General features: G+C 71.6%; 25 protein-coding genes. 15 read left to right on the top strand and 10 right to left on the bottom strand.

Going from position 1 to position 25,277, the window contains the following annotated elements; all coding sequences use genetic code 11:
* Nucleotides 1-2: 2 nt before the first annotated feature.
* Nucleotides 3-578 (bottom strand): hypothetical protein, encoded by a 576-nt coding sequence (locus ACFXDE_RS16935; protein WP_380494911.1) that lies wholly within the window; start codon nucleotides 576-578, stop codon nucleotides 3-5.
* A gap of 89 nt (nucleotides 579-667) precedes the next feature.
* Nucleotides 668-2,146, bottom strand: coding sequence for an insulinase family protein (locus ACFXDE_RS16930; RefSeq protein WP_380494909.1), 1,479 nt, complete (start codon nucleotides 2,144-2,146; stop codon nucleotides 668-670).
* Between the two features lie 362 nt (nucleotides 2,147-2,508).
* On the opposite strand from ACFXDE_RS16930, the gene ACFXDE_RS16925 reads away from it, so the two are divergent.
* Both ACFXDE_RS16925 and ACFXDE_RS16920 read left to right on the top strand, forming a co-directional pair.
* Nucleotides 2,509-3,516 (top strand): trypsin-like serine peptidase, encoded by a 1,008-nt coding sequence (locus ACFXDE_RS16925; RefSeq protein ID WP_380494907.1) that lies wholly within the window; start codon nucleotides 2,509-2,511, stop codon nucleotides 3,514-3,516.
* 48 nt (nucleotides 3,517-3,564) lie between these two features.
* The gene (locus tag ACFXDE_RS16920) at nucleotides 3,565-4,617 is read left to right on the top strand and encodes a trypsin-like serine peptidase (protein ID WP_380494905.1); all 1,053 of its coding nucleotides are present in this window, start codon (nucleotides 3,565-3,567) and stop codon (nucleotides 4,615-4,617) included.
* Nucleotides 4,618-4,697: 80 nt separating this feature from the next.
* Here ACFXDE_RS16920 and ACFXDE_RS16915 read toward each other — a convergent pair whose 3' ends face one another.
* Nucleotides 4,698-5,807 (bottom strand): hypothetical protein, encoded by a 1,110-nt coding sequence (locus tag ACFXDE_RS16915; RefSeq protein ID WP_380444034.1) that lies wholly within the window; start codon nucleotides 5,805-5,807, stop codon nucleotides 4,698-4,700.
* Nucleotides 5,808-6,024: 217 nt separating this feature from the next.
* On the opposite strand from ACFXDE_RS16915, the gene ACFXDE_RS16910 reads away from it, so the two are divergent.
* Nucleotides 6,025-8,049 (top strand): transglycosylase domain-containing protein, encoded by a 2,025-nt coding sequence (locus tag ACFXDE_RS16910; protein WP_380494903.1) that lies wholly within the window; start codon nucleotides 6,025-6,027, stop codon nucleotides 8,047-8,049.
* A 3-nt stretch (nucleotides 8,050-8,052) separates the two neighbouring features.
* On the opposite strand, the gene sigJ is transcribed toward ACFXDE_RS16910, so the two are convergent.
* Nucleotides 8,053-8,934 (bottom strand): RNA polymerase sigma factor SigJ, encoded by an 882-nt coding sequence (gene sigJ, locus ACFXDE_RS16905; protein WP_380494901.1) that lies wholly within the window; start codon nucleotides 8,932-8,934, stop codon nucleotides 8,053-8,055.
* A gap of 72 nt (nucleotides 8,935-9,006) precedes the next feature.
* Between sigJ and ACFXDE_RS16900 the strand changes: the two genes are divergently transcribed.
* On the top strand, nucleotides 9,007-9,384 hold the full coding sequence (locus ACFXDE_RS16900; protein ID WP_380494898.1) for a hypothetical protein: 378 nt from the start codon (nucleotides 9,007-9,009) through the stop codon (nucleotides 9,382-9,384).
* 69 nt (nucleotides 9,385-9,453) lie between these two features.
* Here the strand turns inward: ACFXDE_RS16900 and ACFXDE_RS16895 are convergent, their stop codons facing one another.
* From ACFXDE_RS16895 to ACFXDE_RS16885, 3 genes are all read right to left on the bottom strand, one after another.
* The gene (locus ACFXDE_RS16895) at nucleotides 9,454-10,710 is read right to left on the bottom strand and encodes a hypothetical protein (RefSeq protein ID WP_380494896.1); all 1,257 of its coding nucleotides are present in this window, start codon (nucleotides 10,708-10,710) and stop codon (nucleotides 9,454-9,456) included.
* Nucleotides 10,711-10,890: 180 nt separating this feature from the next.
* Nucleotides 10,891-11,709 carry a class I SAM-dependent methyltransferase gene (locus tag ACFXDE_RS16890; protein WP_380494894.1) on the bottom strand — a complete coding sequence of 273 codons (819 nt, stop codon included), beginning with the start codon at nucleotides 11,707-11,709 and terminating at the stop codon, nucleotides 10,891-10,893.
* A complete protein-coding gene (locus ACFXDE_RS16885) occupies nucleotides 11,706-12,992 on the bottom strand; it encodes a helix-turn-helix transcriptional regulator (protein WP_380494892.1) in 1,287 nt (428 codons plus the stop codon). Before ACFXDE_RS16885 ends, ACFXDE_RS16890 begins: the two co-directional genes overlap by 4 nt.
* 203 nt (nucleotides 12,993-13,195) lie before the next feature.
* Here ACFXDE_RS16885 and ACFXDE_RS16880 point away from each other — a divergent pair, with 203 nt between their 5' ends.
* From ACFXDE_RS16880 to ACFXDE_RS16830, 11 genes are all read left to right on the top strand, one after another.
* Nucleotides 13,196-13,690: an ATP-binding protein gene (locus ACFXDE_RS16880; protein WP_380494890.1), complete on the top strand. Its 495-nt coding sequence runs from the start codon at nucleotides 13,196-13,198 to the stop codon at nucleotides 13,688-13,690.
* Between the two features lie 180 nt (nucleotides 13,691-13,870).
* Nucleotides 13,871-14,011, top strand: a complete 141-nt coding sequence (locus ACFXDE_RS16875; protein WP_380494888.1) for a hypothetical protein — start codon at nucleotides 13,871-13,873, stop codon at nucleotides 14,009-14,011.
* Between the two features lie 13 nt (nucleotides 14,012-14,024).
* Nucleotides 14,025-15,212, top strand: a complete 1,188-nt coding sequence (locus tag ACFXDE_RS16870) for a cupin domain-containing protein (RefSeq protein WP_380494886.1) — start codon at nucleotides 14,025-14,027, stop codon at nucleotides 15,210-15,212.
* A complete protein-coding gene (locus ACFXDE_RS16865) occupies nucleotides 15,209-16,105 on the top strand; it encodes an aldo/keto reductase (protein WP_380494884.1) in 897 nt (298 codons plus the stop codon). Before ACFXDE_RS16870 ends, ACFXDE_RS16865 begins: the two co-directional genes overlap by 4 nt.
* Before the next feature lie 19 nt (nucleotides 16,106-16,124).
* Nucleotides 16,125-16,922 (top strand): hypothetical protein, encoded by a 798-nt coding sequence (locus ACFXDE_RS16860; RefSeq protein WP_380494882.1) that lies wholly within the window; start codon nucleotides 16,125-16,127, stop codon nucleotides 16,920-16,922.
* Nucleotides 16,919-17,065, top strand: coding sequence for a DUF397 domain-containing protein (locus ACFXDE_RS16855; RefSeq protein ID WP_380494880.1), 147 nt, complete (start codon nucleotides 16,919-16,921; stop codon nucleotides 17,063-17,065). The genes ACFXDE_RS16860 and ACFXDE_RS16855 overlap by 4 nt, the downstream gene beginning before the upstream one ends.
* A 183-nt stretch (nucleotides 17,066-17,248) precedes the next feature.
* Nucleotides 17,249-18,283 carry a phosphotransferase family protein gene (locus ACFXDE_RS16850; RefSeq protein ID WP_380494878.1) on the top strand — a complete coding sequence of 345 codons (1,035 nt, stop codon included), beginning with the start codon at nucleotides 17,249-17,251 and terminating at the stop codon, nucleotides 18,281-18,283.
* The gene (locus ACFXDE_RS16845; RefSeq protein ID WP_380494876.1) at nucleotides 18,283-19,494 is read left to right on the top strand and encodes an acyl-CoA dehydrogenase family protein; all 1,212 of its coding nucleotides are present in this window, start codon (nucleotides 18,283-18,285) and stop codon (nucleotides 19,492-19,494) included. The genes ACFXDE_RS16850 and ACFXDE_RS16845 overlap by 1 nt, the downstream gene beginning before the upstream one ends.
* A gap of 124 nt (nucleotides 19,495-19,618) precedes the next feature.
* Entirely contained in the window at nucleotides 19,619-20,890 is a 1,272-nt protein-coding gene (locus ACFXDE_RS16840; RefSeq protein WP_380494874.1) for an alpha/beta hydrolase family protein, read from the top strand.
* 224 nt (nucleotides 20,891-21,114) lie between these two features.
* Nucleotides 21,115-21,357, top strand: a complete 243-nt coding sequence (locus ACFXDE_RS16835) for a hypothetical protein (protein ID WP_380494872.1) — start codon at nucleotides 21,115-21,117, stop codon at nucleotides 21,355-21,357.
* 209 nt (nucleotides 21,358-21,566) lie between these two features.
* Nucleotides 21,567-22,601 (top strand): Crp/Fnr family transcriptional regulator, encoded by a 1,035-nt coding sequence (locus tag ACFXDE_RS16830; protein WP_380494870.1) that lies wholly within the window; start codon nucleotides 21,567-21,569, stop codon nucleotides 22,599-22,601.
* A 9-nt stretch (nucleotides 22,602-22,610) separates the two neighbouring features.
* On the opposite strand, the gene ACFXDE_RS16825 is transcribed toward ACFXDE_RS16830, so the two are convergent.
* From ACFXDE_RS16825 to ACFXDE_RS16815, 3 genes are read right to left on the bottom strand one after another with little or no spacing between them, the layout of a single operon-like run.
* Entirely contained in the window at nucleotides 22,611-23,582 is a 972-nt protein-coding gene (locus ACFXDE_RS16825; protein WP_380494868.1) for an NADPH:quinone oxidoreductase family protein, read from the bottom strand.
* Complete coding sequence (locus ACFXDE_RS16820; RefSeq protein ID WP_380494866.1) at nucleotides 23,579-24,391, bottom strand: SDR family NAD(P)-dependent oxidoreductase; 813 nt, start codon at nucleotides 24,389-24,391, stop codon at nucleotides 23,579-23,581. Before ACFXDE_RS16820 ends, ACFXDE_RS16825 begins: the two co-directional genes overlap by 4 nt.
* Nucleotides 24,388-25,146, bottom strand: a complete 759-nt coding sequence (locus ACFXDE_RS16815; protein ID WP_380494864.1) for an SDR family oxidoreductase — start codon at nucleotides 25,144-25,146, stop codon at nucleotides 24,388-24,390. Before ACFXDE_RS16815 ends, ACFXDE_RS16820 begins: the two co-directional genes overlap by 4 nt.
* Nucleotides 25,147-25,277: the final 131 nt, after the last annotated feature.

The following is a 25,277-nucleotide window of genomic DNA, read 5'->3' as shown; positions in this document are numbered from 1 at the left end:
GCCTACCGGCCCTTGGCCTCGAAGCGGACGAAGTCCCGCCCGGCGGGCCCGGCCTGGAGGCCGAGGGACTGGCCGATCACCGCGGTCGGCGCGCCGACGAGCTCGCACAGGCGGCGCATCAGCTCCTCCCCGGAGGTCCGACTGCCGTCCGGCGCCGGGTCGTTGCGCAGTGCGGCGAGCGCGGCCGGGTCGGCGAGGCCGGCCTTGCGCGCGATCTTCCCGCAGTAGGAGTCCCAGTCGGCCCGGTGGGCGGCGTACTCGGCCGGGTCGGCCGGCGGGGTCCAGTCGCGGGCCCAGCCCATGTTCTCGTACCCGCCGCCGGGGAAGCAGACGGTGACGCACAGGCCCCACTCGGCGTCCTCCAGCAGCCACACCGTCGTCTTGGAGTCGACGGCGAGCATCCAGGCCGGGTCCATGATGCGGCTGCGGCTGATCCGGCCGAAGCGCGGCTTCGGCGGGTCGAACAGCAGGCCGGTGCCCTGCGGTCCCCGGTAGAGGTAGCCGCCGCGCTTGCCTCGTGCGAGGGCGGTGAGCACCTGTTCGGAGCGGGCGGAGGTGATGGCGGCGTACGTGGGCACGGTGGATCCTCGGAAGTGATGGTCGGGTCGGTGGCGGTCGGCGCCGGTCGGGTCGGGGCCGGTCGGTCGGTGCCGGTCGGTCGGTGCCGTCAGTCGGCGCTGCGCAGCGCGGAGGCGTGGTAGACGAGGTGCGCCGGGACGGCGGCGTCGACGGCCCGCGCGGCCGCGCCGATGTCGCCGATCAGGTCGGGGACGACGGGCACGAAGCAGGTGCTGTGCCCGTACACGATCCGGGCCGGACCGCGCACCTCGACGGCCGCGATGTCGTCGAACGGCACGTGGTGGATCTCGCCGTCGGGTTCGCGCGCCCACACCCCGGCGTGGTTGACGACGAACCGGGTCTTGCGGGCCGCCGAGTAGCGCAGCCGGTCGGCCAGCGGGGGCTTGAACACCTCGCCGTCGGCGGGCAGTTCGGTGTGGTGGGTGCAGCGGTGGCGGGGCACCGGGGTGCCGTCGGGCAGGACGGGGGAGACCTCGACGCCGCAGGGCACGACGAGCAGGGCGGTGCGCAGCGCGTCCGCGAACGCCCGGCGGGCCCGGTCGGGGGTGACGGCGGCGAGGGCGTCGAGGCGCGCGGCCGTGTCGCGATAGGTCTCGCCGAACAGCGACCGGGCGGCGGCGTGGCCGAGTTCGGCGATCGTGTTGCGCGGGTCGGTCCAGACCTCGCGCATGCCCTCGCGCTCCTCGGCGAGTTCGGCCTCGGTGACGCCGTCGCGGGCGAGCCGCAGCGCCTCGTGCCAGAGCAACTCGCTGACGGTCTGCTCCTGGCCCTCGCGGGCGTCGAGGTAGACGGTGTGTTCGCCGGTGGCCGCGCCGGCGTTGTCGAGGCTGCCGCCGACGTCGTAGGTGAGGCCCAAGGCGTGCCGGGCGCTGTCGCGCAGGCGCTGAGCGAACACGGCGACGGCCGCCATGAGGGCGGCGTCCGCCAGTGCGCCGTGCAGCGCGATGCCGGGCCCGGGGACGTCCTCCTGGCGCCAGGACCGGCCGCTGAGCAGCGCGGGCCGGGCTCCGGCGCGGTCGGGCCGCGTGCCGGCGGGCAGCGGCAGGCGCAGCCCGGCGGGCGGCGGGCCGGTGAGGACGAGGACGGCGTTGCCGGCGTGGAAGTACCGGAACAGCGTGTCCTGGACGGCCTCGACGGTGATCCGGTCGGCGCCCGGCCCGCGGTAGGCGGCGAGCCCGAGGCCCTGGACGCCGTACCGGTGCGAGAGCAGCTCGGCGGTCTGGGGGACGGCGACCCGGCCGTCCTCCGCCTCCAGGACCCCGGCCTCCCGGTCGATGCGGTCCAGCGGCAGCTCGCTCAGCGCGGCGCACACCCGGCCCAGGTAGTCCACGACCTGCTCGGGCTGCCCGGAACACGTGAACCGGGTGAGTTCGAGGTCGACGGACGCGTTGTGGTCGTGGTGGAGCCGTGGCAGCGTGCTCATCGCCAGGTGCTCCACGAGGTGGACCACCCCGAGCGTGCGCAGCGTCTCGTCCCGCGCCCCGCACCCGAAGATGAGCTCGGCCTCCAGCGGGCCGGGCGCGGGGGCCCACAGGACTGGTATTCCGTCGATGACCTCGTGATTCACGCGGCGATCATAAGGGGTGAAGTTCTTTACCCAGTAATGACCCCCATTTTGCCTGCTCGCGAGATGCGGCCCACGGCGGGCCGGGGGACTCCTCGCGAAGCACGTCGATCCGCTGTCGGCCCTCGTCCGGCCGGTGCCCGCCGGGGCTTGCGGGGACGAGGACGGCCCCGGTCGCCGATACGAGAATGAAACGTCGTCACACGAAGCTGATGTGACCGATGAATGAATGAAACGCGGTCCAGACGAGAACCTGATGTCCCGTCCCTACAGTGCCGCACATGTCACATACCGATTGCCGGAATCGCCTTCGCCGCAGCCGGACCCCCGGCCGAGCGTGCACCCAAGCCGCCCTGACCGCAGTCGTGTTGGCCGCCGGCCTCGCGCTGGCCCCGTCCGCAGGGGCGGTGCCGGAGGACGGGGCCGCCACGAGCCGGGTGGCCGTCCATCCGGAGGCGGTCACGGCCGCGCAGCAGCAAGCCGTCCTGGACTACTGGACCCCGGCGCGGATCGCCGCCCTGACCCAGCCGTCGTCCGGCAACCCGCCCAGGAGCGGCCCCGACGGAGCCCCGTGGACCGGTGCCGCCACCCTGAGCGGGACGGTGGGCAGGCTCTTCTTCACCAACCACGGCGAGGACGAGAGCTGCACCGCGACCGTCGTGAACAGCGCCAACCGCAGCACCGTCGTCACGGCGGCGCACTGCGTCAACAGCACCGACCTCCTCGGTGAGGACGACGAGTGGCTGTCGAACGAGATGTTCGTCCCGGGCTACCACGACGGCCTCGCGCCGTACGGCAGGTTCGTCGCGCGCGCCGGGGTCGCCGATGCCACCTGGCTCCTCAACGACCAGCAGAACGGCCTGAAGTTCGACGCGTACGACCAGGCGTTCCTGGTCCTGAACGGCAACGCCGCGGGCCAGCGCGTGCAGGACGCCGTCGGTGCCGCACAGCGCATCGGCTTCGACCGGCCGGGCAACGCGTCGGTCCACCAGTTCGGCTACCCGCGCGAGGCCTCGGGCGACCCCTCGCGCGCGGGTCTGCCCGAGTTCACCGGGGCCAGGCTCGCCCACTGCGCGGGTCGGACCCGTGAGTACCCCGGTACCAAGGAGCACCCGGAGCCCCGGGGCGAGTGGGGCGCCCCTTGCGTGATGGGCGGCGGTTCCAGCGGCGGTCCCCGCGTCGCCGACTTCGACCCGTCCTCGGGGATCGGCACCGTCGTGGGCGACAACACCCAGGGCGCCTTCTTCGACTCCTCGGGCCGGGTGTGCGAGCGCGGCACCGCCTCCTGCACCCGGCACCTCGTCGGTCCGCAGTTCACCTCCGCGATCACGGAGCCGCTGTACCGGGCCGCCGAAGCCGCACCCGTCGCCTGATCGCGACCGTCCCCCGAAACGAACCGGACCCTACCGAGAATGGCAACGATGTCAGCCGAACACCGAGCATTCCCCCGCAACCTCGCCGCCGCGGGAGCCCTCCTGCTGAGCGCGGCCACGGCGGCGGCCGTCCTGCTGCCGGCCGCCGCCCACGCCGCGGAACCGGAGCCCATCGCGATGCACGCCGGAGCCACGACCGACCAGGAGCGCAGCCGGATCGACGCCTACTGGACCCTGGCCCGGATGAAGCTGGCGGGCGCGGTGGTCCCCGAGATCACCCCCGTGCCCGAGGACGACAACACGCCCGACGATCCGCTGCCGCTTCCCCCGAACACGCCGGACCCCGGGACGACCTGGACGCACGGCGGCGCGGTGAACGAGAGCGTCGGGCGGCTCTTCTTCACCTTCTCCGACGGCTACGACGGCAGCTGCACGGCGACGGTCGTCGAGAGCGCCAACCGCAGCACCGTCGTCACGGCGGCGCACTGCCTGCGGGGCGTCGGCCCCTCCGCCGCCGACGGCACCTGGCGGCACAACGTCTACTTCGTGCCCGGCTACCGCAACGGCACCAAGCCGCTCGGCGGCTTCAGCATCAGGAGCATGGCCACCTCCGCCCGCTGGGACGCCGACCCGGCCACGACGACGTCGAGCGACGTCGCCGTGGCCGGCCACGACACGGGAGTCCTGGTGGCGAACCCCTCGGCCGGGGGACGGCGCATCGCGGACGTCACGGGAGCCCAGCGGATCGCGTTCACCAGGCCCGCCGAGGGGGAGTTCATCCACACCTTCGGGTATCCGAAGGACCGGCTCAACAACCCCGCCGCCAAGTACGCCGGCTCGCGGATGATCCACTGCGCCGGACCGGCCCGCCCCGGCCCCAAGGCCCCCCTCCTGTGGGGCGAGTCCTGCGACATGTCCCACGGAGCGAGCGGCGGCCCGCACCTGGCCCGCTTCGACACGCGCACCGGCGTCGGCACCGTCGTCGGCGTCACCACCACCAGCGAGGACCTCGCGGGCGGGCAGACCAACACGCTCTACGCCACGCGCTTCGGTGACAGTGCCCGCCACCTCTACACCTGGGCCCAGACCCGCCAGGCCTGACCTCCCACCCCGCCCCTGCCCGGCCGGCGTCGCCGCCCGGCCGGGCAGGGCACCTTCTCGACGCAGCCGGCGGGCCGCCGTCAGGCCGGGGGCAGGCCGGGCCCGGCCTGGTCGGGGCGGCGGTCGGCGGGGCGGGTCGGGGGGATGACGGGGGCGCGGAAGTCGCGGGGGCCGGACCACAGGGCGGGGACGGCGTCGCTGCGCCGGGCGAGTTCGTAGGCGAGGGCCTCGTAGTTGACGCGCCAGCCGTTGAAGTGGCGCCAGGCGTCCTCGACCGGCCGCTCGCGGGTGAACCCGGCGGCGGTGATCATCGCGACGGCGCCGATGTACTCGGCGTAGGTGAGGCGGATCGGGGTGGCCGGGTCCGGGTCGGCGTCGAAGTCGACGCGCAGGGCGCGCGCGATGTCGCGCATCGCGGTGAAGCCGGCGCGGATCACCAGGCGGGCCTCGGGCGGGGCGGAGCGCGGGCACAGGGCGAGGTGGAGGGCGGCGGCGTCCATGACGGCGATCAGGCCGACGACCCAGCTGCGGTTGGGCTGCGGGGAGCGGAAGGAGAGCAGCACGGGGTAGTTGGAGTGGCTCTCGCCGATGTCGGCGGCCAGCCGCTCCCAGTCCCGGTAGAGCTGCGGCAGGGCCGTCTCGGTGTCGACGAGGGACTGCCGGGCCAGCAGCTCCGGGCCCCACGCGGGCTCGCCGGCCCGGGACTGGAGCAGCGTCACCTCGGTCTCGCGCCGCTGGTAGGCGGCGTAGAGGGTGGGCAGGTAGGCGATCTGCAGCGCGATGACGAGCGGGCCGCTGGAGGCGGCCATGAAGTCGATCACGGACAGGTGCAGGCGGTCGCCGCTGGCGAAGCCGAGCGTGAAGAGGCTGGATCCGGCCTCGCGGAACGAGACCGACCAGTCGAGCTCCGACGTGCCGTGCAGCAGCAGCGTGTACGCGAGCAGCATCCCGCTGAGCCACACCCCGAGCATGCCCAGCAGCACGAGCGGCGCGAGCCAGGTCAGTGCCCGGTCCTGCGCCCGGTAGGTGCCGAAGGGCGCGGCCCAGACGCGCAGCAGCAGCCGGAGCGCGGCCCAGAGCCGGAAGACGAGCGCCGAGTACAGGCCGCGGGGTACGACGAGCGTGCGCAGGATGCTGCCGATGACGAGCAGGAGCACGAGCACGCCGGCCACGGTGTGGATCAACCTCATGGGGTCATTCTGGCGGTCGTCCAGGTCAGGCGCGGCGCGGGGCGCCGACGGTGGCGGTTCGGCGGCGGGTACGGCGGTGGCTCGGCGGTGGTTCAACGCGAGCGGTCGTGTGCGGTATGAACATGATCACACCGATTTGGTGGCGTCCTGGCGCGGCCCCACAGGCGTCTACCCCTTTGACGGGGACTGCATCCACCGACAGATCGGAGACCGGGCTGTGCGTTTACACAGGGTCGGGGGCAAGGGCGGGGGCAAGGGCGGGGCCGACGAGGACCAGACGGGGTGCCGACGACGGCACCCGCTACGGCGGCTCGACTACCCGCGCCGGGGCCGGCGCGGGATCCGCCGCTGGCTGCCGTCGTGGCGGCAGCTGCTCCTGCTCACCGGTGCCGGAGCGGTGACGCTCACGGCGCTGGCGGCCTGGCTCTACGCGACCACCGAGGTGCCCGAGGACCTCAACGCCTTCGCCACCCAGCAGAACAACGTCTACTACTGGGCCGACGGCACCGAGATGGCCCGGATCGGCGAGACCAACCGCCAGGAGGTGCCGCTCGACCGGGTGCCGGAGCCGGTGCAGTGGGCGGTGCTGTCCGCGGAGAACGAGACCTTCTACTCGGATCCGGGGATCTCGCTCTCGGGCATCGGCCGGGCGGTCGTCTCGATGGCCACCGGCGGCGACACCCAGGGCGGCTCGACCATCACCCAGCAGTACGTCAAGAACAGCTACCTGAACCAGCGCCAGGCCATGTCCCGCAAGCTCCGGGAGGCCGTCATCGCGATCAAGCTCGACCAGCGGATGAGCAAGCGGGACATCCTGGCCGGCTACCTGAACACCAGCTGGTTCGGGCGCGGCAGCTACGGCATCGAACGGGCCGCCGCCGCGTACTACGGCAAGGACGTCTCGCAGCTGAACCCGAGCGAAGGGGCCTTCCTGGCGGCCCTGTTGAAGGGGGCGGGGCAGTTCGATCCGGCGATCAGCGAGGAGAACCGCGAGCGCGCCGAGGACCGGTGGTCCTGGATCCTGGACCGGATGGTGAAGGCCGGAAAGCTGTCCGCCGCCGAGCGCGCCGGCTACACGGAGTTCCCCGAACCGAGGCCCCAGCCGAAGGCGGCGGGGCTGAGCGGCCAGGTCGGCTACCTGGTGGACATGGCCAGGGCCTACGTGGAGGGCCACAGCGACATCACCCCGGCGCAGTTCGACCTCGGCGGCCACCAGATCTTCACCACCTTCGAGAAGCCGCGGGTCACCGCCCTGGCGGCGGCCGTGCAGGAGGCCACGAAGGGCATCGACCCGAACGCCCGCGAGGCCGACAAGCTGCTGAAGGTCGGCGCCGCGTCGGTGGCCCCGGACGGGCGGATGGTCGCGCTGTACGGCGGCCCGGACTACCTGAAGCAGGGGTACGACAACGCCAACGCCTCGTCGGTGCCGATGGGTTCGGCCTTCACCCCGCTGGTGTACGCGGCGGGGCTCGGCCAGGGCGTGCAGCGCCAGCGCGGCGGCGGCCGCTCGCCGGTGACGCCGGCCACCGTCTACAACGGCGACCACGGGGTGAACGTCATGACCCCGGAGGGGCCGTACTGGGGGCGCGACGGGAAGACCGCCAAGACCGCCAACGACGGCGGACGCAGCTGGGGCCCGGTGAGCCTGCGGAGCGCGATCGAGCAGTCCGTCAACGGGCCGATGGCGCAGCTCGCCATGGACGTCGGCCTGGACCGGGTGCAGCAGACCGCCACGGACCTGGGCCTCCTCCCGGGCAGCATGGGCGAGCTCGTGCCGGCCTTCGGTGTCGGCAACTCCACGCCGAGCGCGATCAGGGCCGCCGACGCGTACGCCGCCTTCGGGGCGAAGGGCAGCCGCACCGACCCCTACTCGGTGCTGCGGATCACCCGCAACGGGGAGGTGCTCGCGCTGCGGCTGCCGACGGCCGTCCAGGCGCTGAGCGCGGCTGCGGCGGGGGAGGTCGACGCGGCCTTGAAGGGCGCGGTTCGTGGCGGCAGCGCGCAGGCGGCCGCGGAGGCCGGACCGGACGTGGCGGCGAAGCCCGGTACCACCGTGGACCGTACGGCGGGGTGGTTCGTCGGCTACAACGCGCGTGTGTCGACGGCGGTGACGGTGTTCCGGGCGGACCTGAAGGACATGAAGCTGCTCTCTCTGGAGGGCCTCGGCGGGGCTGCCCCGGACACCCTGGACTCCGAGCTGCCGGCGCGGATCTGGACGTCCTTCATGAAGGCGGCCGGGTAGGGCCTACTGACCCCAGGGCCCGAGCTTCTCCGGGTTGCGGACCGCCCAGATCCGGGTGACCCGGCCGTCGGCGACGTCGAACGACGCCACCGTCATGACGACGCCGTTGCGCCGGGCCACCAGGCCGGGCGCGCCGTTGACCGACCGCTCCAGGAGCTCCATGCCCGGCGCCTTGTCGGCGATGGCGAGCATGTACTGGGCGATCAGCGCGCCGCCCTCGACCGGGCGCAGGACAGTGCCGACCAGCCCGCCGCCGTCGGCGGTCATCACGGCGGCGGGGTCGAGCACGGCGACGAGGGCCGCGACGTCCTTGTTCTTCCAGGCCTTCTTGAGGCGCCGTACGGTGTCGGCCTGCCCGGTGGCCGTCGCGGGGGCGGGAGTGGTGCCCACCCGCCGTCGGGCGGAGGCCGCCAGTTGCTTGCAGGCCGCGGGGGTGCGGCCGAGGACGGCGGCGATCTCGGCGAAGGGGTAGCGGAAGACGTCGTGCAGGACGAACGCCACCCGCTCGGCGGGCGTCATCGACTCCAGGACGACGAGGAAGGCCATGGCCACCGACTCGTCGAGGACGATCTGGTCGGCGAGGCTCTCCTGGCCGTTCTCGCGCTGGGGACGGTCGGGCAGCGGCTCCGGCAGCCAGGCGCCGACGTACCGCTCACGACGGGCCCGCGCCGAGCCGAGCACGTCCAGGCAGATGCGGCCGGTCACGGTCGTCAGCCACGCGCCGGGGGACACGATCTCGTCGCGCCGGCCGCCCGGCAGCGCGTACCAGCGGGCGTACGCCTCCTGGACGGCGTCCTCGGACTCGGCGAGGGAGCCGAGCAAGCGGTAGGCGATGTTGAGCAGTTGGCGCCGCTCGCCGGCTATGCCGTCCTGTGCCGATCCCATGATCTTCGGCCTTACCTTTCCCGGGCCTGTGTCGTCGTGTTCGTGAGACCTTACTGAAGAGAGGACCGAGACATGGCGACGACTCAGGCGACGCAGGCGACTCCCGTGCGGCGTACGTTCCCGTTGGTGCGGATCGCGATCGCGCTCCAGACCCTGACCATCTTCCTGCAGGCCGCCTCCGCCGGGTTGCTGCTGACCGCGTCCTACGGGGAGACGCTGCACAGCGTCGGCGCCCGCGTGATGTACGGGGCGTCGATGCTGTACGTGCTGGCGGCGGTGCTGGCGTGGAAGCCGGGCGGCGGCCCGGTGCGGCCGGTCTGGGAGGCGTCGGGCTTCCTGGTCCTCGCGTCCGTCCAGGTCGTGCTCGGCGTGGCGCACGTGCCGTCGGTCCACTTGCCGTTGGGCGTGGCGATGTTCGGGCTGAGCGTGCTGGCGCTGGCGCGGCGGTGACGTCCGGTCCCGGGGTGCGCGAGAAGTCGGTGAGGCCGACTTCTCGCGCAGCGCGCCCGTGGGGGGTGGTCACTTCACGAAGCGGGACCAGTCGGCCGGTTGTCCGGGGTCGAGCTGGCGGAGCTTGTCGAGGACCTTCGGGTCCTGGGCGTCGAGCCAGTCGGCGACCTGGCGGAAGGAGACGCAGCGGACGCCGTCGCGTTTGCACACGCTCTTGATCACGTCCTCGACGGCCTGCATGTAGATGCCGCCGTTCCAGGTCTCGAAGTGGTTCCCGATGAAGAGCGGGGCCCGGCTCCCGTTGTAGACGCGCTCGAACCCGGCGAGGTAGCTGTCCCGGGCCTCCTTCTCCCAGGCCGGGTACTTGGCCGGGTCGCCCTTGAGGTTGTCCCCGGACTGGCCGGCGAGGAAGTTGTAGTCCATGGAGAGGCCCTGCGAGGACCTTGCGGGGAACGGCAGCAACTGAAGCGGGAAGTTCCAGATGCCCTCCTTCTTGATCGGCCAGACCTGGAACTCGCCCTTGGAGCTGGCGTCGTAGCGGAACCCGCTGGCCTTCTCGGCCACGAGCAGGTTCCGCTGGCCCTCCAGACAGGGGGCGCGACCGCCGACCAACTCCTTGGTGTAGTCGAAGGGGAGGGGCGGGAGGTCCTTGTAGCCGGTGTTGGTCTTCCAGTTGGTGACGAAGGAGACGGCCTGGTCGAGCTCGCTCTTCCACTCGTCGGAGGTCCAGTCGCCGCCGCCGTTCGGGCCGCAGAAGTGCCCGTTGAAGTGGGTGCCGATCTCGTTCCCGTCCAGCCAGGCGAGGCGCAGCTGTTCGAGGGTGTCCTTGACGTGGGCGTCGGTGGCGAAGTCGATGGAGGCGGCGCCGGGGTCGTGCTGGGGCGGCTGGTAGAGGGTGCGCTTGGATTTGGGGAGGGTGTAGATGCCGGTGAGGAAGTAGGTCATCTGGGCGTTGTTGGCGGCGCCGAGCTCGCGGAAGCGCGAGAAGAGGTGCTCGTCGCCTTCGAGGGCGCCGTCCCAGGAGAAGACGACGAACTGCGGGGGCTTCTCGCCGGGTTTGAGCCTCTCGGGGGTGGGCTGCTTGGGCTGGGGGCCGGTGTAGGAGGTCGAGCCGTCGCCGAGGATTTTGACCTGCCCGTCCCAGGTCGGAGTTGGGGAGGGAGATGGGGACGGGCTCTCGGCGGCCGGGATCGGGGCGGGGTTCTCGGCGGGGGTCGTGCCGGCGGCGGTGGGTCTGCCCTGGGAGTCGGGCCCTCCCGCAGCCAGGGCGAGAGCCGCGAGGACCCCCACCGCCAGCAGACCGGCCGTGCCGCGAGAGACCCGCACCGTACCTCCGAGAATAGATCGACAGTTCGATCATCAGAACACTTCGATCGGTGCCTGTCGAGGCTGGAGTGGCGTGGGTGAAGGAGTTGAACTGGCAGGCACCTGTCGGACGTTGAACTGTGTCTGACGATCACTCATGGCAAGACTTGTTCGGCGGACATGCGGGAGGAGGGGACCTGCCTAAAGTCGGCACACCAGGAATCCGCCGAGACATGTGATCTTGAACAGCCCCTCGGTCGCGATCGTGGCGGCGACGATCGCGGCTGCCCGGTCGACGGTCTCGTGGAAGGGGACGCCGCATTGGTCGGCCCACGCCTCGTAGGAGGCAAGGTGGGCAACGACTGGTGCGGGGTCGGTGAGCTCGATGGTGCCGGGCAGCTTCCGGACTCGGATGTCCTTGAACGCCGTTCCGAGGTAGCCGGGTGCCTTCTCCAGGGAGAAGCGGGAGCTGAGGGAGACCCGTGCCGGCCCCTCGGGAATCCCGAGGACGTCGCCTGCGGCCCGGGCCCAGAGCCGGTCCAACTCCTGTTTGTCGGCTTCGCTGTTGGTCGAGGCAATGAGCACGCCGCCAGGCCGGAGGGTGCGGGCCAACTCCGTGATCGTGGCCTCGATGTCGCCGACGTGGTACAGCATGTGCAGGGCCAAGACGCCGTCGGCGCTGTTGTCGGCGACGGGGAGGGCCTGGGCGTCGGCGACCAGGACCGGCTTCTCGACGTCGGCGAGGATGCCCGCGGAGATGTCCATCCCGACGACCTGAAGGTCCGGCCGGTCCTTGTGCAGGCGGTTGACGAACTTGCCGTTGCCGCAGCCGACGTCGAGGACGATCCCGCTTGTGCCGGCCAGTTCTTCGAGGACGATCCCGGGCAGGTCGTACCGTGGCTGCTGCCACCGGTAGATGGACTGGCGGGCGGCCAGGTGGCGTCCGTCCGCGTAGGCGCTGTTCGCGAGGATGGATCTATCGGCGACTGCGGCGTCCTGCCGTGTGGTGTTGCTCGTCACTGGGGCAGCTCCGGAGAGTTCGTGAGTGCGGGTCGAGAGCAGGCTTCTCTGACATTCTCACGGAGACTCAGGACGATCGGGGAGCCTGCATAGACAGGCTCGGAAAGACGAGCGCTCAGGGCCCGAAGGCGGCTGGAGATGCTCGCTGTTCGCCGGTCCGGTGCGGCGTCCAGCAGCACCGAAAGCTTCTCCTGCACGCCGTCGAGGTCACCGTGGGCGAGGTGGGCGTTGGCGAGATCAAGGCGGGCGGCCAGCAGATCGCCGGAGGACTGTTCCTGGCGCGGTCCGGACTCGTACAGACTGATGGCCCTTGAGGACGCTGCGATGGCGTGGTTCACGTGACGGTCGCTGTTCAGGGCAAGGAGAGCGGTGCCGGCGTAGGCCCACTGCTTGGCCTCGGGAAACGTGAACACGCCGGGAAGATCCACGGCGGCCACCGTGCTCCGAGCCGTCTCGGCCGCTTCCACGGCTCGAAGCGCGCTTTCGGTGTCGCCGAGGGCGGCGGTGGCCCGTGCTTCGAGGCTGAGCAGACGAGCCGCGATCGTCCCGCTGTCCGCGTACGGCAATCCGGCTCTGGCCAGGTCGGCGGCCTGGCGGTGGTCCTGCTGCCAGTAGGCGATCAGGGACTGGACGGATCGGATCCAGGCCCGGAGACCGTTGTGGCCGGCTGACTCCGCGCAGCGCCAGGCCGTTCGCGAGTGGGTGGCCGCAGCTGTGTACTGGCCGAGGTCGAGGGCGACATGGGTGGCCAGGCCGCAGAGGCGTCCGGCCTGCAGGTAGAGATGGCTTGCCTGGTAGGGGTGTTGGCGGCCCCGGAGTAAGTCGAACACTCCTCGCCGGAGGGTTCCGATGTCGTGGAAGAGCTCGGACACCGGCCTGCTCACGTAGTCCCCTGCCAGCCTCGCAAGGTCCGCGTCGATCTGTTCGAGCAGCGTGTCGTCCACGTTGGACGCGCTCGCGAAGCGAAGGAACCACGCGGACTCTGCCGAGTCGGCTGCCACGGCCGCAACGAGATCGATGTCGCGGTTCGTGCGCCGGACAGGCGCAGTACGGGGAACATCTTCGACGGCCGTGGTCGGTGCTTTCAGCAGGTCGGCCAACTGGTCGACCGTGAGTTTCAGGGCGCGGGCGAGCTTCGGCCGCATCCAGGGCTGTGGGGCACTGCGACCGCTCTCCCATCGCCCCACGGTCGTGCGGTCCACGTCGACGGCTTCGGCCAGGGATTCCTGGGTGTGGCCGACCGCCTCCCTGCGCTGGATCAGCCGGGACCTCTTGGATGCCATCCCATGTCCCCCAGAGGTACGTCAGTTCGTGTCTCGCAGTAACAGAGCAGGTCATGCCCTGGTTTGCAGCACGGATGCCTCGTTGCTGCCTCAATTCTGCTCTGGTTCATCGGCGTTGGAGGCGGTTCTGTAGAGACCTGCCGGGTGAATCCCGGCGCGAATCGGCCCGCTGCCGACCTCGTCCCGGTGAAAGGTCCGCGCTCATGTCCGTCGCCACCCGGCAGGCCACTGCCCCCGCCCCGTTCGGCTTTCGCGTGTTGCCCAGTGCCGAGGCCGTGCCGACGGCCCGGCGGCGGGTGATACGGGCCGTGCGCGGTTGGGGCCTGCCGCTCGCGGAGGACGCGCTCCGCGATGTCGAGTTGCTGTCCAGCGAGCTGCTCACCAACGCTGTGTCCCACACTCACGCCGCGTGCGTCGTGTGCGTGTCCTGGGACGGTGACCGGCTGCGCGTCGAGGTGACGGACGTCGGCCACGAACTTCCGGCTGTCGGCGGGATTGATCTCGACGCCACCGACGGGCGAGGGCTGTTCCTGGTGGCAGCGCTCGCGACGAACTGGGGCGCCGAGCCGGACCCCGCCGGCAAACGGATCTGGTTCGAGGTCGGTACCACCTCCGCCGTTTCGGGCGACGAGCGACTCACCGCGCTGGTGAGGGCTGCGGCCCCGAAGGCACGGGACATCCTCCCGACCAGTGCCTGACAAGACTTCCTCCCGCCCCGACGCGGGCTTGGGGGATGCAGGTGGCCGTGCTGGTCAACAGCCATGCGGCAAAAGCACCTGAGGTTCCTAGCCAACGGCTTGCCCTGGCAATGGATCCATCGCTGCACCCACGACGGGGCCGGGCAATCGGCCCGCCCCATGAAACCGAAGGAGTGCTTCATGCCCGAGAACCTGACGACCAACACCGAGCTGGAGGGCGATGGCCTGCTGGTCGCCCGTTCGAAGGTCGCCGCGGCCCGCTCGCGTGGCGAGCAGTCGTCGGACGGCGGCTCCACCGGCCGAACCGACACCAACGACTGACGGCTGCATCACGATGACCGCCGAGCACTTCTCGGTGGTTGAGCGTCTGGGCGGGGATGACTTCCTCGCCCGGACGCTCGGCCGCAGCTTCAAGGTCGCACGCGGTGAAGCCGCGTCGCTCGCCGGGCTGATGAGCTGGGATGACCTCAACGCCATCCTGACCCATCACCGGTTCGAACCCCCTCGCCTCCGCCTCGCCGCCAACGGGGAACAGGTGCCCGCGCACACCTACTCCCGGCCGATCACCACCCGGCGCAACACCGTCTGGCACCAGCTCCAGCCCTCCGAGCTGCACCAGCGTCTCGCCGAAGGGGCCACGCTGGTCCTGGACGCCGTCGATGACCTCCACCCCGGTATCGGTGCTTTGGCCGGCCAGCTGGAGCGCTGGCTGCGGACCGGCGCGCAGGTCAACCTGTACGCCTCCTGGACCGGTACCGAGGGCTTCGGCGTCCACTGGGACGATCACGACGTGGTCGTCGTCCAGCTCGACGGCGCGAAGCGATGGCGCATCTACGGCCCCACCCGCGCGGTGCCGATGCACCGCGACGTAGAAACGCCGGAACCGCCGCCCGAGGAGCCCGTCGCCGATCTGGTCCTCACCGCCGGCGATGTGCTCTATCTGCCTCGGGGCTGGTGGCACGCCGTCGCCGCCTCCGAGGGCCAGCACTCGCTGCACGTCACGTGCGGGCTGCAGAGCACAACCGGCGCCGATCTGATCACATGGCTGTCTGAGATGCTGCGCGCCCACGAGGCCGTCCGAGCGGACATCCCGCGCTTCGGGGCCGCCGAGGAGCAGCGTGCCTTCCTCGACACGATCGGCAAGCTGATCGCGGCCGAGCTGGAGAACGACCGCCTGCTCGCCCGCTTCTCCTCCGCTAGCGACGCCACCGAGCGAGCCCGGCTCGCGCCGTCACTGCCCTACATCACGGCGGCTCCGCCGGATGGCGACCTGCAGGTTCGCCTGGTCGCCACGCGGCCCGCGCTCACGGCGGTGGCCGACGGCATCGTCCGGCTGACCGCCGGCGGCGAGGAGTGGACGTTCGTCGGCAAGGCCGGGCCGATGCTCGCGCTCCTCGCCGACGGGGAACCTCACCGGCTGGCCGATCTCGCTCAGGCCGCAGGCATCACGCTAGGCCAGGCGGCCGGTGTCGTGACGGAGCTGGTCGACGGCCAGGCCGCCGCGATCGGAAGCCCACGATGACCGTCCGGCTGGGCCTCGGCACCTACCGCTGCCTCGATGTGGCCGAGGCCGCGCTGATGGCCGCCTCCCGTGGTGCCGACTGGGTGGACACAGCGCCCAACTACGCAGGGGGCCGGGCGGAGACGTCACTCGCTGTGGTGCTGGCTGCCTACCCGGACCTGTGCGTCTCCACGAAGGTGGGCTTCGTCCCGGCCGGCGCCAGGCAGATCGGTGTGCGAGCCGGTGCTCTGTCCCCAGCGGATGCCGAACGAGGGCATTGTCTCGCCCCGGACTACATCACCTGGCAGCTCGCTCGCAGCAGGCTCATGCTCGGCCGGGTACCCGACCTGGTGTTCGTGCACAACCCAGAGTACGCCTGTCCGGACGGCGAGATCACCGGCCGGCTCTACAACGCCTTCCTGGCCCTGGAGGAGGCGTGCAGCCAACAGATCATCAGCGCCTACGGAGTGGCAACCTGGCACGGCTTCAGCAGCGGGCTCTTCGACGTACCCACGCTGGTCGAACTCGCGACCAAGGCCGGCGGGCCGAATCATCACCTGTGGGCCATCCAGCTCCCGATCTCCCTCGTCCACCTTGCGTCCGTCGCCCAGGCTCTCGACGGACACGGCCCGTTGGCCGATGCCCTGGATGCGGGACTGGAGGTGTTCGCCTCCGCCCCGCTCCACGGCGGCGAGATCCCTGGCCTGGTGACCCCGGAACTGTCCGAGCTGATCACCCCTGGCAAGACCCCTGCCGAGACCGCCCTCGCCGTCGTCGCTTCTGCCCCAGGGGTGAAGCGCGTGCTCCTGTCGACGGGAAACCCGGAACACTGGATGCGGGCCGCCGAAGCCGTCGGCCAACCGCCGTTGTCTCCGGACGTACTCCGAAGGGTCGTTGATGTACTCGGAACCTGAGCCGGATACCGCCAGGCGGATGCGCGAGATGCACGCCGTAGCAGCAGCGGAGCTCTACGCGACGCCGATCGGCTCGCGCGAGGCGTGGGGCTGGCGCGGACGTACCCTCAGCCGCCCGGTTGCCACGGCGTCCGGCGAGGGCTGGCTCCGCCTGGTGTCCGCCCCCGCCGACAAGGCCGGCGGAAAGCTCTGGGAGGGACCGCAGGAGGCAGAACGGCTCATGCCTCCTTCGGTACCCAGGCCACGCCTGCGGGAGCGGCGTACCTGGACCGAGGGCGAGCACGGCTACCTGGCGGAGCTGTACGACAAGATCACCGCCTCCACCATCACTACCCAGGAGCCGATCCTCCGGGAAGCTCCTGACCTGGACGACGCCTGGTGGGACGGACTCAGCACCGCCCTCGACGCCATTACCACCGTTCCCAGCGACCGGGTGGCGGTCCGGCAGGAATACCTGGACCGTGCCATGCCCCAGTACCTGGGCATCCCGATCGACACCAAGGTGCCCACCTGGACAACGGCCCACGGTGACCTGCACTGGGCCAACCTCACGGGTCCGGCCCTCACCGTCTTCGATTGGGAGGGCTGGGGCGCTGCGCCTGCCGGGTACGACGCGGCGCTCTTGCACTCGTACAGTCTTCTGGTGCCGGACATCGCCGCCCGGATCCGTCAGCAACTCGCCCATGTCCTCGACACGCCGGCTGGGCAGTTCGCCGAACTGGTCGTCATCACTGAACTTCTGCAGACCACGACCCGTGGCGACAACCTCGACCTCGAGGAGCAGCTACGAAGGCGGCTCTTCGCGATCATCGGGTGATTGTGCCGTTGTGCTACAGCTGCTGCAGCGGCAACGGTGGCTATTGTGTCGAGGCGGCGCCCGCCTGCTCCGGCCTTGTGCCCGTCCGTGACTCGAAGGACCCCGAGGGGCCGGATTTCCTCCTCCTCTCCTCTGCATGGTGATCGTTCGTGATGGCCCCGTCCGTCGGTGAGTTCGGCGACATCTGAACAAAGGTGCATCTCTGCGTGCCCCCGGACCGGGTCGGTCCGGGGGCACGCGTCATTGACAGGGGGAACGCCGGGATGAATGCTAAGCAAGCGCTTAGTCAACGAGATGGAACCGACGCCACCCCCAGGAGCCGCCCGATGCCCGAGACGACCCCCGCCGATCCGCCCGGGCTGGACCTGGGGCGCCTCCGGGCCCACCTGGACCGCGAGCTGCCCGGCCTCGTCCAGGGCCCTCTCTCTGCCTCGCTCATCGAGGGCGGGCGCTCCAACCTGACCTACGTCCTCACGGACGGCTCCTCCCGCTGGGTCCTCCGGCGGCCGCCGCTCGGGCACGTGCTCGCCACCGCGCACGACATGGGCCGCGAGTACCGCGTCATGACCGCCCTCCGCGACACCGACGTCCCCGTCCCGCGCACGCTCCACCACGACCCCACCCCGGACGTCCTCGGCGCGCCCTGGTACCTCATGGAGTTCGTCCCCGGCGTCGCTCACCGTGACCCCGCCCCCCTCGTCGCCCTCGGCGAGGACCGTGTCCGTGTCCTCGGCCGTCGCCTCGTCTCGACCCTCGCGGCCCTGCACCGGATCGACCCCGCCGCCGTCGGGCTCGCCGACTTCGGGCACCCGGACGGCTACCTCGAACGCCAGCTGCGCCGCTGGTCGAAGCAGCTCGCCGCCTCCCGCAGCCGGGACCTCCCCGAGCTCGACAGGCTCCACGACCTCCTCTCCGCCCGCCGCCCCGAGTCGCCCGCCCCCGCGCTCGTCCACGGGGACTACCGGCTGGACAACGTCCTCGTCGACGACGGCGACGCGATCGCCGCCGTGCTCGACTGGGAGATGTCCACCCTCGGAGACCCCCTCACCGACATCGGCCTCCTCGTGATGTACACCGAGGTCGCCGGCGTCGGCGGCGGCATCATCCCGGCCGCCATGACCGCCCCCGGCTTCCCGTCCAGCAAGGAAATGGTCGCCCACTACGCGGAATTGACGGGTCGTCAGGCCGAAGACCTCGAATGGTACGTCGCCTTCGCCGCCTTCAAGCTCGCCGTCGTCGCCGAGGGCATCCGCTACCGCTTCCAGCAGGGCGGCACCCTCGGCGCCGGCTTCGAGCGGGCCGGCGAGATGGCCCCGATCCTCGCCCGGTACGGCCTGACCACCCTGAAGGAAGCAGCCTGATGGACTTCGCCTACGACGCCCGCACGAACCAGCTCCGCGAGCAGCTGCTCGCCTTCATGGACGCGCACGTGTACCCCGCCGAGCCCGTTCTCGAAGAGCAGCTCGCCGACCCCGCCCGCCCCGCCTGGAGCGTCCCGCCGATCGTCGCGGACCTCCAGGCCGAGGCCCGCAAGCAGGGCCTGTGGAATCTCTTCCTCCCTGGCGACGAGGGCGCCGGCCTCACCAACCTCCAGTACGCCCCGCTCGCCGAAATCACCGGCCGCAGCCCCCAGTTGGCCCCGCCCGCGTTCAACTGCGCCGCCCCCGACACCGGCAACATGGAGCTCCTCGCCCAGTTCGGCAGCCCCGAGCAGCGCGAGCGCTGGCTGCGGCCCCTCCTCGACGGCGAGATCCGCTCAGCCTTCGCGATGACCGAGCCCGAGGTCGCCTCCTCCGACGCCACCAACATCGCCACCCGCATCGAGCGCGACGGCGACGAGTACGTGGTCAACGGCCGCAAGTGGTACATCACCGGCGCGATGAACCCGCAGTGCCGGATCCTCATCGTGATGGGCAAGACGGACCCGGCCGCCGCCAAGCACCGCCAGCAGAGCATGATCCTCGTGCCGCGCGACACCCCCGGGGTCACCGTCAAGCGCGGCATGAAGGTGTTCGGCTACGACGACTCCGACCACGGCGGCCACGCCGAGGTGCTGTTCGAGGACGTCCGCGTCCCCGCCGCGAACCTGATCGGCGAGGAGGGCGCCGGCTTCGCCATCGCCCAGGCCCGCCTCGGGCCCGGCCGCATCCACCACTGCATGCGCGCAATCGGCATCGCCGAGCGCGCGCTGGAGCTCATGTGCCGCCGGTCCATCGGGCGCGCGGCCTTCGGCCGGCCGCTCGCCGACCAGGGCGTCGTGCAGGACTGGATCGCCGAATCCCGGGTCCGCATCGAGCAGTTGCGGCTGCTCGTGCTCAAGACCGCGTGGCTGATGGACACCGTCGGCAACCGCGGCGCGCACACCGAGATCCAGGCCATCAAGATCGCCACCCCGATCACCGTCGAGTGGATCCTCGACAAGGCCGTCCAGGCCCACGGCGCCGCCGGCGTCAGCCAGGACACCCCGCTCGCCCAGCTCTGGGCCGGCAACCGCACGCTGCGCCTGGCCGACGGGCCGGACGAGGTGCACAAGCGCTCGCTGGCACGCCGGGAGCTGAAGAAGTACCTCTGACCGTATGGACGTCATACCGGGGTACTACGGGCCGACTTGGCACCCCGGTATGACGGCCCGGGCCCCTCCTCGCCCGTACCGTCCCTCGTGTCGAGAGACGGATCCCGAACGAGGAGGAACGGCGATGAACAGGCGAGGACGGGCCGTGGCGGCCGTGCTGCTGGCGGCGACGGCGACACTGGGCGTGGTGGCCGCACCGGCCGCGCTGGCAGCCACCGGGCAGGGCACCGCGCAGCAGGCCAGGGCCTGGCTGCCGCAGCCCACCGGGCCGTACCCGGTCGGCACGACGTCCCTGCAGCTCACGGACGACCACCGGGACGACCCCTGGAAGCCCGGGCAGGCCCGCAAGCTGATGATCAGCTTCTGGTACCCGACCACCCGGCCCGCCACCGGCAACGACCGCGCGCCGTACATGCTCCCCGCCGCCGCCGACCACTTCGGCAGCGCCGGCAGCGTCGGCCAGAGCGACCTCGGCTTCGAGCCCGGCCGCACCGACTGGGCCGGCATCCGCACCCACGCCCGTGCCGACGCGCCCGCCCTTCCCGGCGGCAAGCGGCCCGTCGTGCTGTACTCGGCGGGCTTCGGCGACCCGCGCACGTGGGGCACCGGCCTGGTCGAGGACCTCGCCTCGCGCGGGTACGTCGTCGTCACCGTCGACCACACCTACGACGCCTCCGAGGTGGCCTTCCCCGACGGGGACCTCGCCACCTCCGTGTTCCCCGCGCTGATGGCCCAGCCCGGCCTCGACATGGAGGCCCTCCTGCGCAAGACGCTGCAGACCCGGGTCGACGACACCCGCTTCGTGCTGGACCAGCTGGCCGGGCTGCGCCACGACAAGCAGCTGCCGCCCGGCCTCGCCGCCTCCCTCGACCTCGACCGGATCGGCATGGTCGGCCACTCCGGGGGCGGCTCCGCGGCCCTCCAGACCATGCACGACGACCCGCGCCTCAAGGTCGGCGTCAACCTCGACGGCCAGCTGCACTTCCCCGGCCCGGACGGCACCGGCGTCCACCTGACCAGCGTCGCCGAGGACGGCCTGACCCGCCCCTTCCTGCTCATGGGCACCCAGAACCCCGACTCCGGCAGCTATCACAAGCAGCCCGGCTGGGACGCCCTCTGGCAGCACAGCACCGGCTGGCACGCCGATGTCACCCTCACCGGCTCGCGCCACGGCTCCTACACCGACGCGCAGTCCCTGCTGCCCCAGCTCGCCCGCCAGGGCGCGATCAGCCAGGCGCAGCTGACCGAGGACGTCGGCGACGTCCGCCCGGACCGCGCGGTGCTCGCCACCCGCTCCTACGTCGCGTCGTTCTTCGACCGCTGGCTGCGCGGCCACGACGACCACCTCCTGGACGGCCCGTCGCCGCGCTTCCCCGAGATGGTCTACGAACGCTGAACAGCGGGTCCCCGAGCCGGCCGGTGCATCCTTCCGGCCGGCACCGAGCTTGTGTAACAAACCATCAGTTCCTCTGGACCCGGGGCGTTTCGTCGTAGAGGCTATCTTCGTCACGGTTGGTACGTGATGAGTGTTCAGCCTGCACTCCTCCAACTGACTGGCGCGGCGCGCCCGTCGGCCAGGCGGGCAACGACGTGAACGCGACGTCGAGGCCAGGAGGAGGAATGGAAGAGCACGACCCGTCGTGCGAGCCGGGCGATCCATCGTCGATGGTTTCCCGCAACGCCGACGGACAACAGAACAGCACGACGACACCCACCTCGCCGGATTACTGGATCCGGATCCGGTCGGGGCTCAACGTCCTTCAGGCGGGGCTCGCGCTGGCAAACCAGCCGGCCCCCGCCGCAGTGACGGGGGCTGTCGTGGCTGTGGGCGACCTGATCTTCCGCTGTCGAAGGATGAGTTGATCAGCTCGCTGAACCAGCGGGCCTGTGTCCTGGTCGCCACCATGGACTCAGGCCCGCGTCATGCGTTCCGGGCCCGCTGGAAGGCAGAGGGCTCCGCGGGAGTCCATGCAAGCCGTTCTCGCCGTCTGCCTCGATGTCAGATGTCATACTCTGGCAGTTCTGACAGATCTGACAGATTCAGTGGGCCGCTCTCTTCGAGGAGGTGGGAGATGGGAGTTGAGGAATCGTCGGCGAGTGACGGCCCGCTGGCAGCGCTGCGTGAGCAACTCCAGCGGCTGCATCGGCAGGCCGGTGAACCGAGCACGCGGGAGCTCGCGGAGCGGCTCGACCGGCGTCTGAGCCACGACACCGTTCACCGGGCGCTCAGGGCGCGCACCTTGCCCAAGTGGTCCACGGTCGAGGCATTGGTGGTCGCCCTCGACGGAGACCCGGATACCTTCAGCGGCCTGTGGGCCGACGCTCGGGAGGCGACCTCGGGTCCCACCCGAGAGACCGGGGCGCGGCGCCGGCCCGTAGTGAACAAAGGCTTCGGTTCGGGGCTCGAGCAAGGTCTTCGACTGGGGGACGGCCACGCTCGGCAGGACGGTTTCTGGGAGGACCTGTCCCTCGATGACCGATTCATGCTCCAGGCAAGAGGGAGGCGCCGGGGCTTTTGGGCAGAGGACCTCCTTGTCTCGGAAGGTACGCCTCTCAACAGCGTCTTCGTGCTGCTGCGCGGATTCGTCAAACTGACCAAGAGCAGTGAATTCGGATTCGAGACGATCGTCAGGCTGGGCGCTCCCGGAGACCTGCTCCTTGAGGACGCGCTGAGCGACCGTCCGGCAGGGGCGGCGATCCGGGCTTTGACCGCGGGGGAGTTGCTCATCCTCGATCGGGACGCCGTCCTGGACCTCTTGGCGGGGAACCGGAGAATTGTCGTCGCCCTGACAGCCGCACTCGCAAGCAAGGTGGCGGCGGCCGACCTCAGACGGGTATGGGCCGCTTCCGGGGCCCTGCCAAGGGTCTGCGAGGAGTTGCTGCAGATGGCCGCCTCATACGGGCGGCCGAGCTACGGCGGCGGAGTGGAATTCCCCTTTCCCTTTTCGCAGCGGGATATGGCCGGTTTGTGCGACCTGTCGTTGAGAACCTGCGCTCGGGTGCTCGAAGATCTGCGGAATCGGCAGATCATCGGGGTCAGCCGGCGTCGACTGAGAATTCTGAGAACCAGTGACCTCAGGGACATCGCCCGGCGGGTCAAGGTTTGACGACAGACGCTAATCCCCCAGCACGACGATCCGCCCCACGCTCAGCCCGTCCGCCACCCGCTGGACGGCCTCCGCGGCCGAGGCGAGCGGGAGGCGGGCGCCGACCAGCGGGCGGACGACGCCCGTCTCGGACAGCTTGGTGAGCTCCTCGTGCGCGGCCTGGACGGTCTGCGGGGCGCGCGTGTTGTACAGGCCCCAGTGCAGGCCCAGGATCGCGTAGTTCTTCACCAGGGCGTGGTTGAGCGCGGGCGCCGGGATCTGCCCGGCGGCGAAGCCGACCACGACGATCCGGCCCTCGAAGGCGATGCACTTCGTCGAGCCGGTGAAGGCGTCGCCGCCGACCGGGTCGAAGACGACGTCGGCGCCGCGGCCGTCCGTCGCCTGTTTCACGACGGCGACGAAGTCCTCGGCCGTCCGGTCCACGACGACGTCGGCGCCGAGCGCGCGGGCCGCCTCCGCCTTGGCCGGGCCGCCGACCACGGCGATCACCCGGGCCCCGGCGGCGCGGCCGAGCTGGACCGCCGCGCTGCCGACCCCGCCCGCCGCCGCGTGCACCAGCAGCGTCTCGCCCGCGCGCAGCCGGGCCCGCCGGTGCAGGGCGAACCAGGCGGTCTGGTAGCCGATGTGCAGCGCGCTCGCCTCGGCGTCGTCCAGCGCCTCGGGGGCGGGGAACGCGGCGGCGGCGTCGAGCAGCGCGTACTCGGCGAACGCGCCGTGCGGCAGCACGGGGTTGCCGATCAGCCGCTCGCCGCGCCGGGCGCCGGCCACGACCTCGCCGCACAGCTCGACGCCGGGCGTGAACGGCAGCGGCGGGCGCACCTGGTACTGGCCGCGGACCATCAGCGCGTCCGGGAAGTTGACGGCCGCCGCGCGCACCCGGACGAGCAACTGCCCGGGACCGGCCACGGGTCGGGGCACGTCCTCGACCAGCTTCATCACGCCGAGCGGCTCGCCGAGCTCGCCCACCTGCCAGGCCCTCACAGCGCGCCGCCCTTCTCGAGTCCCTGCTGGAGCCGGTTCATCGAGCCGAGCCAGCGGTCCGGGTCGGTGGCGCGGGCGCGGTAGTACTCGGCGACCTCGGGGTGCGGGAGGATCAGGAAGCGGTCCTCGCGCAGGCCGGCGAGGGCCGCCTCGGCGACGTCCTCGGGGGCGATGGCGGTCGGCGCGAGCAGGGCCTCGCCGACGGCGCCCGTACCGGCGAGCATGTCGGTGCGCACGCCCTGCGGGCAGAGCGCGTGGACGTGGATGCCGCGGTGGCGGTAGGTCGCGGAGAGCCACTCGGCGAAGGCGAGCGCGCCGTGCTTGGTGACGGCGTACGGGGCCGAGCCGAGCATGCTGAGCAGCCCGGCGGCGGAGACGGTGGCGAGGAACCGGCCCCGGCCGCGCTCCAGCCAGCGGGGGAGCAGCAGGTCGGCGGCCCGGACGTGGGCGAGGACGTTGACCTCCCACGCGCCGGCCCAGGCCGCGGCGGGCGCGTCGGCGCCGCCGATCGGGGCGACGCCCGCGTTGGCGCACCAGACGTCGATCTCGCCGACGGCCTCGCGGGCCCGCCCGATCAGCTCGGCGAGCCCGTCGGCGGAGGCTGCGTCGCCGGGCAGGGCGGTGCCGCCGATCCGGGCGGCGACGGCGCCGGCGGCATCCGCGTCCAGGTCGTTGACCACGACGCGCGCGCCGGCGGCGGCGAAGGCGGTCGCGAGCGCGGCGCCGATGCCGCGTCCGGCGCCGGTGACCACGACGCCCTGTCCGGTGAAGTCCTGCCCGTCGAAGCCCTGTCCGTCGAAGGCGCTCACATGCCACCGCCCAGCGTCACGCCGCCGTCCAGGACGACGGTCTGGCCGGTGATCCAGCCGGCGTCGGGGGAGAGCAGGAAGGCGACGGCGCCGGCGATGTCCTCCGGCACGCCGAGGCGGCCCAGCGGGTACTTGGCGGCGACCTTCTCCTCGCGGCCCTCGTACAGCGCCTCGGCGAACTTCGTCTTGACGACGGCGGGGGCGACGGCGTTGACCCGGATCCCCTGCGGGCCGAGCTCGGCGCCGAGCTCCGCGGTGAGCCGGATCAGCGCGGCCTTGCTGACGCCGTACATGCCGATGCCGAGCGAGGCGCGGATGCCCGCGACGGAGGCGACGTTGACGATCGACCCGCCGTGCTCGCCCATCCACGCGGCGTGCACCCGGCGGGTCCAGGCGAGCGGGGCGAGCACGTTGACGGCGAGGATCTTGGCGGCGGCGTCCTCGTCGGTGGTCAGCACCGGCCCGTAGACCGGGTTGATCCCGGTGTTGTTGACGAGGTGGTCGAGCCGCCCGAAGGCCTCCAGGGTGCGGGCGACGGCCTCCTCCTGGTGGGCCGGGTCGTCGGACTTGCCGGCGACGGCGATCGCGTTCTCCGGGCCGCCCAGGTCGTGGACGGCCTCGGCGAGCGGCTCGGGGTTGCGGGCGGTCAGGCAGACCTTGGCCCCGCGGGCGACCAGCTCGCGCGCGATCCCGAGGCCGATGCCCCGGCTCGATCCGGTGACGACGGCCACCTTGCCCTTGAAGGAGTGCACCACGGAGGGTCCTGCCTTTCGCGCGGTTCGACGGGAGGAGCAGCGGTGAGAGGAGCGCTGACTAAGCGCTTGCTCAGCATGGTGTCGGTGGGGGAGCCTGTCAACAGCCCACCCGGACCGTCCGGGGCCGGGGC

Origin of the sequence: Kitasatospora sp. NPDC059408 (assembly GCF_042751525.1) — a bacterium.
Classification (GTDB): domain Bacteria; phylum Actinomycetota; class Actinomycetes; order Streptomycetales; family Streptomycetaceae; genus Kitasatospora.
This window is presented reverse-complemented; position numbering and strand designations above follow the sequence as displayed.